The sequence below is a fragment of the Streptomyces sp. NPDC048288 genome (genome assembly GCF_043201555.1).
GTDB lineage: Bacteria > Actinomycetota > Actinomycetes > Streptomycetales > Streptomycetaceae > Streptomyces.
Map to the genome: position 1 here is coordinate 935,727 of NZ_JBICZD010000001.1, position 14,220 is coordinate 949,946.

Consider the following 14,220-nt stretch of genomic DNA (forward strand, 5'->3'; position numbering starts at 1 on the left):
CCGTGGGCCGGATCCCGCCCACGGCCCGGCGCGTCCGCCCGGTCACGGCCGGCGGAGAGGAGCTCCGCTCAGCAGTTCCGCCACGATCGTCTGGCCGTTCAGCGTCAGGATCGACTCCGGGTGGAACTGGACCGAGGTGAAGCGGGCGGCGCGCAGCGCGTGCACCTCGCCGTTCGCCGCCCGGCTCACCTCCACCCCGTGCGCCGCCAGCTCCCGTGCCGCCTCCTCGTCGCAGCGGGCCACGAAGCTGTTGTAGAAGCCGACGGTCTCCGGCCGCCCGAACAGGTCCACGGTCGTCTGCGCCCCCTGGTACGGCACCTCCTTGCGGACGATCTCCAGGCCCAGTTCCGCCGCGATCAGCTCGTGCCCGAGGCAGACGCCCAGCACCCCGTGCCGGTGCTCGCGAAGCACCGTCGCCGTCAGCTTCCGCAGGAACCGCATCTTCGGATCGTCCAGGTCGGACGGGTCACCGGGGCCCGGGCCCAGCACCACCGGACCCTCGTGCGCGCGCACCGCGTCCCGCAGCCCGGGCTCGTCGTACCGCCGGACGGTGACGTCCAGCCCCCCGGCCCGCAGCACATGCGCGAGCATCGCCGTGAACGTGTCCTCGGCGTCCACCACGAGCGCGTGCCCGGCCAGTTCCTTCGTCCGCTCCCGCATCCGCAGCCAGAACGGCGCCAGCGCGGCCCGGCGCCCGTCCAGCGCGGCCCGCACCCGGGGGTCGTCGGCGAGCCGGGGGCGCGCACCCTCCGTGCGCGGCCGGGCCGGTCGTACACCCAGGGCGGCCAGCACGCCCGCGGCCTTCGCGTGGGTCTCCGCGACCTCGCCCGCCGGGTCCGAGCCGCGCACCAGCGTGGCGCCGACGGGCACCCGCAGCCGCCCCCGCGCGTCGATGTCGGCGGTACGGATGAGGATGGGCGAGTCCAGGGTCTGGGCGCCCCCGGAGTCCCGGCCGAGCAGGGCCAGCGCACCGGCGTAGTAGCCGCGCCCCCCGACCTCGTGGCGCTCGATCACCCGGCAGGCGTTCTGCACCGGCGAGCCGGTGACCGTCGCCGCGAACATGGTCTCCCGCAGGACCTCCCGTACGTCCAGCGAGGACCTGCCGCGCAGCTCGTACTCGGTGTGCGCGAGGTGCGCCATCTCCTTCAGCCGGGGCCCGACGACGACCCCGCCCATGTCGCCGACGGTGCACATCATCTTGAGCTCCTCGTCGACGACCATCGACAGCTCCTCGATCTCCTTGCCGTCGGCGAGGAAATCGAGCAGGTGCTCGGGCGTGGGGCCCTCGGCGGGATAGCGGTAGGTGCCGCTGATCGGGTTCATGACGACCGTGCCGCCGGACATCCGGACATGCACCTCCGGGCTGGCCCCGACCAGCGTGCGGTCCCCGGTGTGCACGACGAACGTCCAGTACGCGCCCCGCTCGCCCTCCAGGAGCCGCCGGAACAGCGCCAGCGCGTCGGCGCGGCCGAAGCCGGGGATCTCGCCCTGGTACGTCCGCCGGATCACGAAGTTCGCCCCCTCGCCCCGGCCGATCTCCTCGCGCAGCACCCGGCCGACGATCTCCGCGTACGCGTCGTCGTCGACGTCGAAGGCGCCGGCGGCTACGTGGACGTCGTGGGAGGGGAGGGCGGCGAGGGCCTCGTCGAGTGGAATGTGACATACCACCGAAGGCGACAGCACCAGCAGCGGCGTCCCGTCGTCCCGCACATCGAACCCCCGCTCCCGGATCTGCCGGTACGGCACGAGGGCGAGCCCCTCCTCGGGCAGGTCGGCGAGCCGGTCGTGGGCGGTGACCGGGCCGACCAGGACCTCCACCGTGTTCTCGTCGTGGCCGGGCGTGCGCCGGCGGAGCAGGGCGAAGGGGCGGTCGTCGTGGAGCAACTGGGTCAGGTCCATGGTTCCTCTGCCTGGTGGGGCTGGTGGGTGAGAGGAACGACCCCGGAAAACACCGAAGGCCGCCCCTCGGGCGGCCTTCGCGAAGTCTTGCGTACGCGCAATCAGTGGGCCGCCGGAGAAGCGGTCCACCACCAGTTCTGGGTCGAATGCGCGAACATGCGAAAAACCCTACCCCACTCCGCGCCCTGTCCACAGGACAATCGCTCTGTCTCACCAGTCGAGCGGGAGGAAAACATGGCGACACGACCCCGTAATGTTTACGAGGTGACCGTGAACGCTAAGACCAGCCTCGGTGCTGGCAACACCTGGCGAAACCTGCCCGCGGCGCAGCAGCCCGAGTACCCCGACCCCGAGGCTCTGCGCGCAGTCGTTGCGGAGCTGGAGTCGTATCCGCCGCTCGTCTTCGCGGGCGAGTGCGACCAGCTGCGCGCCCGGATGGCGGCCGTCGCCAAGGGAGAGGCGTTCCTCCTCCAGGGCGGCGACTGCGCCGAGGCCTTCGACGCCGTGTCGGCCGACCACATCCGCAACAAGCTCAAGACCCTCCTCCAGATGGGTGCCGTGCTGACGTACGCGGCGTCGGTGCCCGTGGTGAAGGTGGGCCGGATCGCCGGCCAGTACTCCAAGCCGCGCTCCAAGGGGACCGAGACCCGCGACGGCGTGACCCTGCCGACGTACCGCGGCGACTCGGTCAACGGCTTCGACTTCGACGAGAAGGCCCGTATCCCGGACCCCGAGCGGCTGAAGCGGATGTACAACGCGTCCGCCTCCACGCTGAACCTGGTGCGTGCCTTCACCACCGGCGGCTACGCCGACCTGCGCCAGGTGCACGCCTGGAACCAGGACTTCGTCAAGTCCTCCCCGTCGGGCCAGCGCTACGAGCAGCTCGCGCGCGAGATCGACAACGCGCTGAACTTCATGCGGGCCTGCGGCGCGGAGCCCGAGGAGTTCAAGACGGTCGAGTTCTTCTCCTCGCACGAGGCGCTGCTCCTCGACTACGAGTCCGCCCTGACCCGGGTCGACTCCCGCACCGGCAAGCTGTACGACGTCTCGGCGCACATGGTGTGGATCGGCGAGCGCACCCGGCAGCTGGACGGGGCGCACATCGAGTTCGCCTCGAAGATCCGCAACCCGCTCGGCCTCAAGCTCGGCCCGACCACGACGGCCGAGGAGGCGCTGCGCTACATCGACCGCCTCGACCCGGACCGCGAGCCGGGCCGGCTGACCTTCGTCGTCCGGATGGGCGCGGACAAGGTCCGTGACAAGCTCCCCGAGCTGGTCGAGAAGGTCACCGCGTCGGGCGCCACCGTGGCCTGGGTGACCGACCCGATGCACGGCAACACCTTCGAGGCGGCCTCGGGCCACAAGACCCGCCGCTTCGACGACGTGCTCGACGAGGTCAAGGGCTTCTTCGAGGTCCACAAGACCCTCGGCACCCACCCGGGCGGCATCCATGTCGAGCTCACCGGTGACGACGTCACCGAGTGCGTGGGCGGCGGCGACGAGATCTTCGTCGACGACCTGCACCAGCGCTACGAGACGGCCTGCGACCCCCGCCTGAACCGCAGCCAGTCCCTGGACCTGGCGTTCCTCGTGGCGGAGATGTACCGGGACCAGTAACCGGTCGACCATGGGGTGGGGCGCGGATCACATACGATCCGCGCCCCACCGCACTTTTGCGGGCCGGGCGCGCCGGGTAAGGTTAGGTTGACCTTATCGATCCCGGCGGGAGGTGAATCCGCGTGTACGTCTGCAGCTGTTTCGGGGTGACCGAGGCACAGGTCAAGCAGCACGCGGAGGACGGCGCCTGTACCCCTCGCCAGATAGCGTCCGCCTGCAAGGCGGGCACGGACTGCGGTTCGTGCGTCCGCCGCATCCAGGCGATCCTGGGCCGGGGCGCCTGCCCCCGCCGCGAGCTGGCCGACCAGGGCCGCCCGGTGCTCTCCGAGATCGACGGCGGGCTCGACGGACTGGACGAAGCCGCCTAGGCCGAGCCGCCCGGGTCAGCTCTCCGGCTGCTCGATCAGCTGGGCGATGTAGAGCGCCTCGCCGAGCTTCTCCACCAGCTCCAGCTGGGTGTCGAGGTAGTCGATGTGGTGCTCCTCGTCCTTGAGGATGTCCTCGAAGATGTTCGCGGACGTGACGTCGCCCTTCTCGCGCATCACCTTGATCCCGCGCTTGAGCCGGTCGATCGCCTCCACCTCGATCTGCCGGTCGGCCTCGAACATCTCCTTCACGGTCTGCCCCACGCGGACGTGGAACAGCCGCTGGTAGTTGGGCAGCCCCTCCAGGAACAGGATCCGGTCGGTGAGCACCTCGGCGTGCTTCATCTCGTCGAACGACTCGTGCCGGGTGTACTTCGCGAGCTTGAACCAGCCGAAGTTCTCCTGCATCTTCGCGTGCAGGAAGTACTGGTTGATCGCGGTGAGCTCACCGGTGAGCTGCTCGTTGAGGAATTCGATGACCTCGGGGTCGCCCTGCATCGCAGAGGCTCCTTCCACGCACGGGTGTGTTTGCGGCGCATGATTGCACTGGCGTAGAAGATCGTCCAGTAAGTGCGGACTTAGTAAGTAAGTCCATGATTGGTGGCAGTTGACCGATTTGATGACCGGTGAGCGGTCTGGCTGGTCGGGTGCACCGCCCGCGGTCTGTCAGGATGGAAGGCATGGGTCATCCGGTGGAGCGTGCGTCTCGAGAAGCCGCGGGGTCCGAGCTTCCGCCGGGGCAGCGACTGCAGCGCGGCTGGCCGGTCACCCACTACGGTCCGGTACCCAAGTTCCGGCCGGAGCGCTGGGAGTTCAGGGTCTTCGGCGCCACCGCCGACGGGGGTGTGCGCACCTGGAGCCACGAGCAGTTCACCGCCCTGCCGTACGCCACCGTGGTCGCCGATCTGCACTGCGTGACGAAGTTCAGCATGCTCGGCGCGGAGTGGGGCGGGATCCCCGCGTGGACCGTCCTGGAGCTCGCGCCGCCCGCCCCCGATGTCACCCATGTGATGGTCTGGGCCGAGTACGGCTTCAGCTCCAATCTGCGCCTCCTGGACTTCGCCGCCGAGCGCACGATCTTCGCCACCCACAAGGACGGTGAACTCCTCACCGCCGAGCACGGCTTCCCGGTGCGCCTGGTCGTACCCCATCTGTACGCCTGGAAGGGGCCCAAGTGGGTCCGTGGCATCGAGTACATGACCGCCGACCGCCGGGGCTTCTGGGAGGAGCGCGGCTACCACAACATCGGCGACCCCTGGCAGGAGCAGCGCTACTCCTACCAGGAGGGGCCGGGGGACGGTCCGGAGCTCTGAGGCCGGGCGGGCTCAGTGGTGGTACCGGTGCACCACCGCGTGCCCCTTGCCCCGCCCGATCGTCCACTTGTTGACCGGTGTGGTCACGAGGAACGCCAGCACCAGCGAGATCGCCAGCGAGATCCAGAACAGCGCGTCGCCCAGCTGGGCGTCCATCGCGGCCGGCCAGACCAGGATCGTGCCGTTGTCGATCAGCTCCATCACCGCGATCGACAGGGTGTCCGCGGCCAGCGCCACCCGCAGCGCGGTGCGCAGGTCGACGCCCGCCTTCAGGACCCCGCGCATGGTGAGCGCGTAGCCGAAGAAGAACGCCAGCACGATCGCCAGCAGGGTGGTCGGCAGGTTCCCCCAGCCGAAGGCCGTGCCGACCACCATGCCCAGCACCTCGCCGATGGCGCAGCCGGTGAGGCAGTGCAGGGTGGCCTGGGCGGCCATGGTCCAGGAGGCGCCGGCGCCGCCGTGCGACCCGTGCTGTTCGTGCGTGTGGGCGGTGTGCTCGTGCGTGGCGTGTTCGTGGTCCATGACCGACCCCCGGTGTCCGATGCGGATCCTTCCGTGACGCCAACATATATACCCCCCTGGGGTATTCCCGTGAAGGGTTGGGGCTCGTTCCGGTAACGGACGGCACTTTCCGTGCCCAGAGCGCTACGCTGAGATCCTTGCCTGGCGGGAGACTTGCCGGGCAGAGACGGATCCAAGGGGCCCTTGGGGTTCCGCTTGTGGTCCGGTTCGGGGGCGAGCGGTCGGGGGACGACGGTGGGGCTGTTCGGAGAGCGGCATACCTTCATGGGGGGCCTCGGTCCGGGGGACCGGGAAGCGCTGGCGGGTTTGGGTACCCGGCACGAGTACCCGCCGTACGACACGGTCGTCGCGGAGGGTGATCGCACCACGTTCGCGGTGGTCCTGCTCAGCGGCTGGTGCACGGTGTGGACCCCGACCGAACGCGGCGGCCGGCTGATCCTGGCCCTGCGCCGGGCCGGCGAGGTCGTCGGCGACATGGCGGCGCTCGACGGCCGCCCGCGCAGCGCCTCGGTGAGCACCCTGGGCCCGGTGACCGGCCTGGTCGTGTCCGGTGAGCGGTTCCGCCGGTTCCTGGCCTCGCGGCCGCACGCCAACGCGCTGATGATGAGCCAGCTCGCCGAGCGGCTGCGCAGCGCGGACCACGAGCGCCGGGCCCTGGCCTCCATGACCGTGCTGCAGCGGCTCGCCGAGCGCCTGGTCGAACTGGCCGACCGCACCGGCCGGCTGGAGAACGAGGCCGTGACGATACGGCTGCCCCTCGCGCAGCACGAACTGGCCGCGTCCGTGGGCTCCACCCGCGAGGCCGTCGCCAAGGCCCTGCGCCTCTTACGCGAACAAGGGCTGGTCCGCACCGGTCCCGGCACGTTGGCCGTGGCCGATCTGGACCCGCTCCGCCTGCTCGCCGCCGGACAACCGCACGAGACCTAGAAGAACCGAGTCCCGTGCTGTGTAAACGGCTACAGCGGCGACCGGCCGGCTCCGCGAGCATCGCACCTCAGGCGCCGGTGGCCCGGCGGGACGGCAGGGAGGAGAAAGCGATGGAGGGGGAAGCCGCGTACGGCTTCATCGTCAACGTGGACGCGATGGGCTCGGGCCTGCTGTCCGACACCGAGAAACCCGAGATGCGGCGCAGACTCTACGAGGTCATGGGCACCGCCTTCGAACAGGCCGGCATCCGCCCGCCACGGCTCTACCAGGAGGACCGCGGCGACGGCATCCTCAGCGTGCTGGCGCCGGACGTGCCGCCCCGGCGGGTGATGGGGGAGTGGCTGGAGTACCTCCACCAGAACCTCCGCGAGACCAACCGAAGCCTGCGCACCCCGCTGCGCCTGCGCGCCGGACTGCACATCGGCCCGGTCACCGCCGACGCGCACGGCCGTTCCGGACGCGCCGTCGACCTCGCCTGCCGGCTCGGCGACTGCGACATCGCCAAGGCGCTCCTCAAGGCCGCGGCCGACGCGCCCCTGGTGGTGGCCGCCTCCGACCAGCTCTACGAGGACGTCGTCCGCCCCGGCGGCCGCTGGGTGGAACCCCGGCACTACCGCCGGCACGACGTAGAGCTCAAGGAAGGCCGCAAGACCGCCTGGTTCATGGTCCCGGGCCTGCCCCAGCCCCCCGAACTGCCCGAGGAGTCGGGCCCCGACGGAGGGGACGGCCCGTCCGGGCCGGGCGGCTCCGGCGGACCCGGCGGCGGCACCCCGCCCGGGCCGCCGGCGCCCCAGGGGCCCAGGGACACCTACGTCCAGAACAACACCCAGAACGGCAGCGGCGACCTCATCGCCGCCCAGCACATCGGCACCATCAACATCAAGTCCCGCGGCGGTGACCGGTGAACGCGCAGAACCCCCCGCCGCCCCAGGGCAACCCGAAACCGCAGCCGCAACCCCAGCCCCAGCAGAAGGCCGAGCCGGACAAACCGCAGGGCGCCGAGTCCGGCGGCGCGCCCGAACCGGAGAAGTCCGACCTCATCGGCGGTTCCGCCGCCGACCCGCTCGGCGAGGAGGCGCTCCCCGGAGCGGCCGCCGCCGCCTCCCGGATCTACCGCTCCACCGTCAGCCAGCACGGCACCGGCACCCTGATCAGCTCCGGCTCCGTCACCACGATGAACGTCTACGGCCGGCAGCCGACCGAACGCCTGCTCGCCGGCCCGCTCCCGGCCGACGAACTGCGCAGACTGCGCCGGGTCTTCCAGGAGCCCGCGGACTACGACGACTACCGCGAGCAGCTGAGCGGCGGACGCCTCCTGGTCCTGTACGGCCAGCCCGGCACCGGCCGCGCCTACACCGCGCTGTCCCTCCTCGACGACCTGACCCGCGGCCAGGTCTCCCGCCTCGACCCGCGCACCGACCTGGACAACCTGGACGACCAGCAGATCGACGACGGCCACGGCTACGCCCTGGAACCCAGCGCCACCGGGTTACCGGACGAGACCGGCCTCGACCGGCTCTGCGAACTGCTGCGCACCAAGGAGGCGTTCGCGGTCCTGCTCGCCACCCCGGAACCCGGTGACGTGCTCTCCCGCAGCGGCCGCTACTACCGCGCCCACACCCCGGCCGCCCAGACCTCCGTACTCGAAGGCCATCTCGCCGTCGAACTGGAGGACCAGGCCCCCGAGCTGTACGAGCGGGCCCGGGCCACCGCCCTGGACCCCGACGTCCTGGAGGCGCGGGGCCTGGACGAACTGCGGCCGGCCGAGGCGGCCCTCTTCGCGACACTGCTGGCCCAGCACACCCGGGACGAGCTCACCCACGACGGACTCCTCGACAAATGCCGTGAGTTCGCCGAGAACCAGGCCGCCGAGTGGTTCGCCGGCGGGGTCCGCTCCGAGACCCCGGAGCGGCTGCGGGACGCCGCCTACCGGATCGCCGTCGCCGTCCTGGAAGGGGCCTCGCTGAGCTCCGTCGCCGAGGCCGCCGAGGTGCTCGCCTGGGAACTGGCCGTCACCGTCGACCCGGAGGCCACCCCCGGCCGCCCGCTCTTCAGCGACGGCGTCGACGCCCGGCTGGTCTCCGCCCGCGCGGTCGCCGAACTCGGCACCGAGGAGGTCGTCGGCAGCGAGGAGGTGCCGGTGCGCACCGTGCGGTTCGGCGGCGAGGCCCTCGCCCCGGCCGTCCTCGGCCACCTCTGGCAGCACCGGCACAACGCGCGCGGGCCCGTACTGCGCTGGCTGGCCGGACTGAGCGAGGACACCCGGCCCCAGGTCTGGGTGCGGGCCGCCGTCGCCGCCGGACAGCTGTGCCGGCTCGACCTCTCCCACACCGTGCACGAACTGGTCCAGCCCATGGCCCAGGCCGAACAGGCGCGCCGCCGGCTGTTCGCCGCGACCGTCCTCGACGTGGCCCTGCGCTCCCAGGAGGTCGGCACCGCCGTCCGCGCCCTGGTCACCTCCTGGGCCCGGCACGGCGACGAACAGCGCCGCTGGACCGCGGGCGCGGTGCTCGGCCGGGGCCGGGCCACCGACACCGTCCGCGAGTCCCTCGACCTGCTCGGCGGGATCGGCGTCTGGGACGAAGGCAGGCTGCGGGCCGACGCCTCCGTCCAGGTCGCCCACTTCGCCGGCGCCCACCCCGAGGCCCAGACCCTGCGCCGGATCCGCGCCTGGCTCTCCGACGAACGCCGGCCCCAGCAGGACCTCGGCCTGCAGAGCACCGTCTATCTCGCCGCCGTCCCCGTCACCGACCTCTGGAACCAGCACGAGGACCTGGAGGGCTACGGCGACTGGCCGCTGATGCTGGCCCTGGCCGCCGTCCGGCCCGCCCTCGCCCCGGAACTCGCCGGTCTCCTGTGGACGGCGCTGCAGACCCCGCGGTCGTACGAGGCGGCGATCGAGTCCCTGACCGACTGGCTGCGCGGCTCGGCCGACCAGCCCTGGGCCGGCGCGCTGGAGCGGTTCCTGCCGTTCCTCGTCCACAGCCACGACGACCGCAACCGACTGCTGGGCCTGATCAAGGAACTGACCGAAGACCCCGACCAACCACTGAACGAACAGCAGGTCCGCCGCCTGTGGGGGGCGGTCCAGGGAGCGAGTACACGATGAGCAACAACCAGTGGGGGCAGCCGTGGCCGCCCCAGGACCAGGAGTTCGTCCTTCCGCACGACCTCAGAGGCCCCTTCGTCCGCGAGTTCGCCCCGCAGGCGGCGTACCGGCACCGCAACAGCCAGGTGGCCTCGGTGCTCTACTACAAGAACGGCGGGCACAGCATCATCACCGTGCGCGGCGCCGAGCACGTCAACAAGCCGCTGATGGGCAAGCCCACCTCGGTGTGCTGGATCGCCCGCGGCCAGCACCAGGTCTCCTTCCAGCTGGAGCTGCCCACCCTCGGCGACCGGGCCCAGTTCCGGGCCGGTGCCGACGTCAACTGGGAGGTGCGGGACTTCTACCAGGCCGCCGAGAAGCGGGTGGTCGACGTGGAACGGATGCTGCGGCCCTCGCTGGAGGCCCGGCTGCGCGGGCTCAGCCGCCGCTACAGCCTGGACTCGGCCCAGCAGGTCGACGAGGCCATCCAGGACGAGCTGGCCAGCGGCCGGTGGGGCGAATTCGGCGCCGAACTGGGCCTGGCCACCCAGGTGTTCGTCCGTATCGACCTCGGCCAGGCGGCCGCTGACCACCAGGCCCAGATGGTCGCGGTGGAGAAGGGCAGTATGGTCCAGGAGGCCATCGACACCGCCAACAAGGCGCGGATCGCCGCCAACATCGACGACGCGCAGAAGCTGATCGGCGCGGGCGAGACCGCCCAGTACGCCCACATGCTGGCCGCCGACCCGAGCCGCGCCCACGAGATCCTCGGTGTGCTCCAGCAGCAGGCCCGCGAACAGCGCCAGGGCGCCCTGGACTACCTGACCAACCTGATCAACCAGGGCGTGGTGCAGCGCCACCAGATCGACGACCAGGTCCAGGCCCTCATCGACTTCAGCCGCACGGTCTCCACCGGGGTCTTTCCCAACGGCCTGCCGCAGGCTCCGACCTCGCTGCCGATCCCGCCGATGCCGCCCGCGCCCCCGCTGCTCCCGGCCGACGCGCCCCCGCCCATCCCGCCGGCCCCGCCGGCGGACACCATCCCCGGAGAGGGGACGGGGGTGGAGGACGACTCCAGCCCCGAGGCACGCCGATGACCGCAGGCGACCCGGACGCCGCCGCGCACTACGTGGCCGAACGGCTGCTGCTGACCGTGCGGGAGGACCTGGGCAGGGCGGACGTCAAGGCGTCCGTCCTGCTCTCGGGGGCGGTCGCGGTGCCCGCGCTGGCCCTCGGCAGAGGGGCGCCGTCCGGCGCCTCCGGCGTCGCCCTGGCCTTCCTCGTGATCGGCGGGGCGCTGTGGGCGGCCGGCACCCTGCTGCTGCTCGCGGTGATCGTGCCCCGCACCCGCACGGTCCGCTCGGCACCCGGCCCGACCTTCTACGCCGACGCCCTCACCGCCGGCGACCCGGAGGCACTGCGCCGCGCCGCCGCCGAGGCCGGGGCGGATCCGGTGGGCTGGCTGCTGACCCAGTTCCAGGACGTCAGCGTGATCCTGTCGGCCAAGTACCGCTGGCTGCGCCGGTCGATGGCGCTGCTGGCGGCGGGGCTGCTGCTGGCGGCGGTGCCGCTGGCGGCCGGCTGATCAGCCCTTCCGCAGCCGCTTGAGCCGCTCGACGTCGGCCGCGTGCCCCTCCTTGCCGCCGGGCGTCTCGATGATCAGCGGTACGCCCGCGGTCGCCGGGTGGGTCATCAGCGCGCGGAACGGATCCTCGCCGATGTGCCCGGCGCCGATGTTCTCGTGCCGGTCCTTGTGCGCGCCGACGACGTCCTTGGAGTCGTTGGCGTGGATCAGCTTCAGCCGCCCCTCGCCGACGGTGTCCACCAGCAGGTCCAGCGTCCGGTGCATCCCGCTCGGCCCGGTCAGGTCGTGCCCGGCGGCGAAGATGTGGCAGGTGTCCAGGCAGACGCCCAGCTTCGGATGGGCGTCCAGCGCCTCGAAGTACGGCCCGAAGTCCCAGGTCCGGGAGCAGAGCGAGAAGCCCTGACCGGCGGTGGACTCCAGGAGCAGGAACGGGTCGTCGTCATGGGTCAGCTCGTCCAGCAGCGGCAGCAGGTGCGCCCGCACCTGCTTCAGGGCGACCTCCCGGGCCCGGCCGCCGGTCGCGCTCCCGGTGTGCACGACCACGCCCAGCGCGCCGATCTCCCGCCCGCGCCGCAGCGAGTGCCGCAGCGACTCCACCGACTTCTCCACGGTCGCCTCGGTGTGCGAGCCGAAGTTGATCAGGTAGGGCGCGTGCACGTACGCCGGGATCGCCCCCTCCGCGCAGGCCGCGCGGAAGTCCTCGTCCTGCTTCGGGTTGCCCGCCGGGGTGGCCCAGCCGCGCGGGTTGGCGACGAAGACCTGCACGGTCTCGGCCCGCAGCTCACGGGCGTACGACAGCCCCACGGAGTGCAGGCCGCCGGCCACGGGGACATGCCCGCCGACGGGGTTGCGGAGGGGACCGGTGTGCTGACTCTTCACCCGTCAAGGGTGTCACGCCGGGGCCGGGCCCCGGTCACCGGATGGTGATCGTGATCGTCGACCCCTTGGGCGCCTGTTCCCCGGCGTCCACCGACTGCTGCTTCACCGTGTTGCCGAACAGCCCGAGCAGCCCGCGGTCCTCCTTGACCTGGAAGCCCGACTGCTCCAGCAGCTTGGTCGCGTCGTCGACCGTGGCCCCGACCACGTCGGGCACCTCGACCATCTCGGGGCCCTTGGACAGGGTCAGCGTCACCGTGTCGCCCTCGGCGGCCCGGGCGTCGCCCGCCGGGGTCTGCTGGGCGACCTGCCCCTGGTCGTACTCGGAGTTGACCTCGGTGGCGGAGACCGTCACCTTCAGCCCGGCCTCCTGGAGCTCCTGCCGGGCGTCGTCCAGATCCTCACCGGTGACGTCCGGGACGTCGACCGGCGAGCCCTTGCTGACGACGAGCGCGATCGCGCTCCCCGTGTGCCGCTTCGTCCCTATGCCCGGGTCGGTGCTGATCACCGACCCCTTGGGCACGCTGTCGCTGAACTCCCGGGTCACCATGCCCGGTGCGAGCCCGTCGGCCTTGAGCAGCGCCCTGGCCCTGGCCAGGGTCCGCCCCTGTACGTCCGGCACGTTCACGGTCTCGGGGCCGTCCGAGATCGTGAGCGTCACCGAGTCGTTGCTGCGGATGCGCCGGCCGGCCGCCGGGTCGGTGCTGATCACCGTGCCCCGCTTCACCGTGTCGCTGTAGGCGTGCTCGACCGTCCTGACGTCGAGCCCGGCCTCCTTCAGCCGTGCGGTGGCCTGGGCCTCCGTCTTCGCCAGCAGCGGCGGGACCTTGGTGAACTGCCCGGAGTTGATGTACCAGACCCCGGTGCCGGCACCGAGGACCACGAGCAGCGCCGCCAGCAGGGTGATGAGCCCCCGCCGGGAGCCGGACCGGCGCCGCCGCTCCGGGGCCGGGGGCGCCTCGAACCGGCTGGTCCGCAGGACGCCTTCGTCCACCTCGTTGACGGGCAGCGGCCGGGGCACGGTCAGCGACCGCGGAAGGACGCTCGTCCGGTTCTCGGCCGTCTCGTGCCCGGTCGCCGCCAGCGCCTGCGGCGGTACGGCGTCCAACTGCTCGTCGCGGAGCGCGGCCCGGGCCTCCCGCACCCGGGCCAGCAGCGCGACGGCGTCGTAGGGCCGGACCTCGGGGTTGCGGGCGGTGCCGAGGGCGACCAGTTCGTCCAGCTCGTAGGCGAGCCCCGGCACGGCGGCGGATGGCGGCGGCACGTCCTCGTGGAGGTGTTTGTAGAGGATCACCGCGGGCGAGTCGCTGTCGTGCGGCTTCTGCCCGGTGAGCATCTCGTAGAGCACGACACCGCACGCGTAGACGTCGACGCGCGGATCGGCGGCCCCGTTCTCGACCTGCTCGGGCGCGAGATAGGACACGGTTCCGAGGACGGCCCCCGTCGTGCTGGTGACGCTGTTCACGGACCGCACCAGACCGAAGTCGGCGACCTTGACCCGCCCGTCGTCCCCTATCAGCACGTTCTCGGGCTTCATGTCCCGGTGCACGAACCCGGCGCGGTGCGCGGCGCCCAGCGCGGCCAGCACCGGCTCCAGGATGTCCAGCGCGGCCCGCGGCTGCAGCGCACCGCGCTCGCGCACCACGTCACGCAGGGTGCACCCGGCGATGTACTCCATCGCGAGATACACGTACGTCCCGTCGGTCCCCTGGTCGAAGACCTGGACCACGTTCGGGTGGGCCAGCCGGGCGACGGACTTGGCCTCCCTGATGAACCGCTCGACGAAGGACCCGTCCACGGCGAGGGCCGGGTGCATCACCTTCAGGGCGAGCACACGGTCCAGCCGGACGTCCAGGGCCCGGTACACCGTGGCCATCCCGCCGACGGCGATCCGCGCGTCGACGCGATAACGGCCGTCGAGCACCTGCCCGACGAGAGGGTCCTGAAGGGTCATATCCACGCAGGCGAGTGTACGAGCCCGGACTGACAGTCCCACAGGTAAGACCGCTCACTCCCCGGACTGCAGCG

General features: G+C 71.8%; 14 protein-coding genes. 8 read left to right on the top strand and 6 right to left on the bottom strand.

Translation table 11 applies throughout. From position 1 onward, the window contains the following. Positions 1-42 precede the first annotated feature (42 nt). Together ACGFZS_RS04130 and ACGFZS_RS04135 are read right to left on the bottom strand one after the other, a co-directional pair. Entirely contained in the window at positions 43-1,899 is a 1,857-nt protein-coding gene (locus ACGFZS_RS04130; RefSeq protein WP_393793795.1) for an anthranilate synthase family protein, read from the bottom strand. 101 nt (positions 1,900-2,000) lie between these two features. After that, positions 2,001-2,135, bottom strand: coding sequence for a trp operon leader peptide (locus tag ACGFZS_RS04135; RefSeq protein WP_189260691.1), 135 nt, complete (start codon positions 2,133-2,135; stop codon positions 2,001-2,003). A gap of 28 nt (positions 2,136-2,163) precedes the next feature. Between ACGFZS_RS04135 and ACGFZS_RS04140 the strand changes: the two genes are divergently transcribed. Both ACGFZS_RS04140 and ACGFZS_RS04145 read left to right on the top strand, forming a co-directional pair. Then, on the top strand, positions 2,164-3,516 hold the full coding sequence (locus ACGFZS_RS04140) for a class II 3-deoxy-7-phosphoheptulonate synthase (protein WP_355723304.1): 1,353 nt from the start codon (positions 2,164-2,166) through the stop codon (positions 3,514-3,516). 122 nt (positions 3,517-3,638) lie between these two features. Continuing rightward, positions 3,639-3,884 carry a bacterioferritin-associated ferredoxin gene (locus tag ACGFZS_RS04145; RefSeq protein ID WP_393793796.1) on the top strand — a complete coding sequence of 82 codons (246 nt, stop codon included), beginning with the start codon at positions 3,639-3,641 and terminating at the stop codon, positions 3,882-3,884. Between the two features lie 15 nt (positions 3,885-3,899). Here ACGFZS_RS04145 and bfr read toward each other — a convergent pair whose 3' ends face one another. After that, positions 3,900-4,379, bottom strand: a complete 480-nt coding sequence (bfr, locus tag ACGFZS_RS04150; protein ID WP_393655271.1) for a bacterioferritin — start codon at positions 4,377-4,379, stop codon at positions 3,900-3,902. A 182-nt stretch (positions 4,380-4,561) separates the two neighbouring features. On the opposite strand from bfr, the gene ACGFZS_RS04155 reads away from it, so the two are divergent. After that, on the top strand, positions 4,562-5,194 hold the full coding sequence (locus tag ACGFZS_RS04155) for a sulfite oxidase-like oxidoreductase (protein ID WP_393793797.1): 633 nt from the start codon (positions 4,562-4,564) through the stop codon (positions 5,192-5,194). 12 nt (positions 5,195-5,206) lie between these two features. On the opposite strand, the gene ACGFZS_RS04160 is transcribed toward ACGFZS_RS04155, so the two are convergent. Next, on the bottom strand, positions 5,207-5,716 hold the full coding sequence (locus ACGFZS_RS04160; RefSeq protein ID WP_393793798.1) for a DUF4396 domain-containing protein: 510 nt from the start codon (positions 5,714-5,716) through the stop codon (positions 5,207-5,209). 234 nt (positions 5,717-5,950) lie between these two features. On the opposite strand from ACGFZS_RS04160, the gene ACGFZS_RS04165 reads away from it, so the two are divergent. From ACGFZS_RS04165 to ACGFZS_RS04185, 5 genes are all read left to right on the top strand, one after another. Next, positions 5,951-6,643 (top strand): Crp/Fnr family transcriptional regulator, encoded by a 693-nt coding sequence (locus ACGFZS_RS04165; RefSeq protein WP_393655277.1) that lies wholly within the window; start codon positions 5,951-5,953, stop codon positions 6,641-6,643. A 110-nt stretch (positions 6,644-6,753) separates the two neighbouring features. After that, positions 6,754-7,548 (top strand): hypothetical protein, encoded by a 795-nt coding sequence (locus ACGFZS_RS04170; RefSeq protein ID WP_393793799.1) that lies wholly within the window; start codon positions 6,754-6,756, stop codon positions 7,546-7,548. Further along, positions 7,545-9,752 carry a hypothetical protein gene (locus ACGFZS_RS04175; RefSeq protein ID WP_393793800.1) on the top strand — a complete coding sequence of 736 codons (2,208 nt, stop codon included), beginning with the start codon at positions 7,545-7,547 and terminating at the stop codon, positions 9,750-9,752. The genes ACGFZS_RS04170 and ACGFZS_RS04175 overlap by 4 nt, the downstream gene beginning before the upstream one ends. Continuing rightward, on the top strand, positions 9,749-10,828 hold the full coding sequence (locus ACGFZS_RS04180; RefSeq protein WP_393793801.1) for a hypothetical protein: 1,080 nt from the start codon (positions 9,749-9,751) through the stop codon (positions 10,826-10,828). The genes ACGFZS_RS04175 and ACGFZS_RS04180 overlap by 4 nt, the downstream gene beginning before the upstream one ends. Further along, positions 10,825-11,316, top strand: a complete 492-nt coding sequence (locus ACGFZS_RS04185; RefSeq protein ID WP_365680309.1) for a Pycsar system effector family protein — start codon at positions 10,825-10,827, stop codon at positions 11,314-11,316. The genes ACGFZS_RS04180 and ACGFZS_RS04185 overlap by 4 nt, the downstream gene beginning before the upstream one ends. Here the strand turns inward: ACGFZS_RS04185 and ACGFZS_RS04190 are convergent, their stop codons facing one another. Further along, on the bottom strand, positions 11,317-12,195 hold the full coding sequence (locus ACGFZS_RS04190) for a deoxyribonuclease IV (protein WP_393793802.1): 879 nt from the start codon (positions 12,193-12,195) through the stop codon (positions 11,317-11,319). A gap of 34 nt (positions 12,196-12,229) precedes the next feature. Then, positions 12,230-14,146 (bottom strand): Stk1 family PASTA domain-containing Ser/Thr kinase, encoded by a 1,917-nt coding sequence (gene pknB, locus ACGFZS_RS04195; RefSeq protein ID WP_393794115.1) that lies wholly within the window; start codon positions 14,144-14,146, stop codon positions 12,230-12,232. Positions 14,147-14,220 lie beyond the last annotated feature (74 nt).

Bases quoted from the DNA above. Each gene is read 5' to 3' on its own strand.
- ACGFZS_RS04130 (WP_393793795.1), bottom strand. From the start codon at position 1,899: ATGGACCTGACCCAGTTGCTCCACGACGACCGCCCCTTCGCCCTGCTC.
- ACGFZS_RS04135 (WP_189260691.1), bottom strand. From the start codon at position 2,135: ATGTTTTCCTCCCGCTCGACTGGTGAGACAGAGCGATTGTCCTGTGGA.
- bfr (WP_393655271.1), bottom strand. From the start codon at position 4,379: ATGCAGGGCGACCCCGAGGTCATCGAATTCCTCAACGAGCAGCTCACC.
- ACGFZS_RS04155 (WP_393793797.1), top strand. From the start codon at position 4,562: ATGGGTCATCCGGTGGAGCGTGCGTCTCGAGAAGCCGCGGGGTCCGAG.
- ACGFZS_RS04160 (WP_393793798.1), bottom strand. From the start codon at position 5,716: ATGGACCACGAACACGCCACGCACGAGCACACCGCCCACACGCACGAA.
- ACGFZS_RS04170 (WP_393793799.1), top strand. From the start codon at position 6,754: ATGGAGGGGGAAGCCGCGTACGGCTTCATCGTCAACGTGGACGCGATG.
- ACGFZS_RS04180 (WP_393793801.1), top strand. From the start codon at position 9,749: ATGAGCAACAACCAGTGGGGGCAGCCGTGGCCGCCCCAGGACCAGGAG.
- ACGFZS_RS04185 (WP_365680309.1), top strand. From the start codon at position 10,825: ATGACCGCAGGCGACCCGGACGCCGCCGCGCACTACGTGGCCGAACGG.
- pknB (WP_393794115.1), bottom strand. From the start codon at position 14,146: ATGACCCTTCAGGACCCTCTCGTCGGGCAGGTGCTCGACGGCCGTTAT.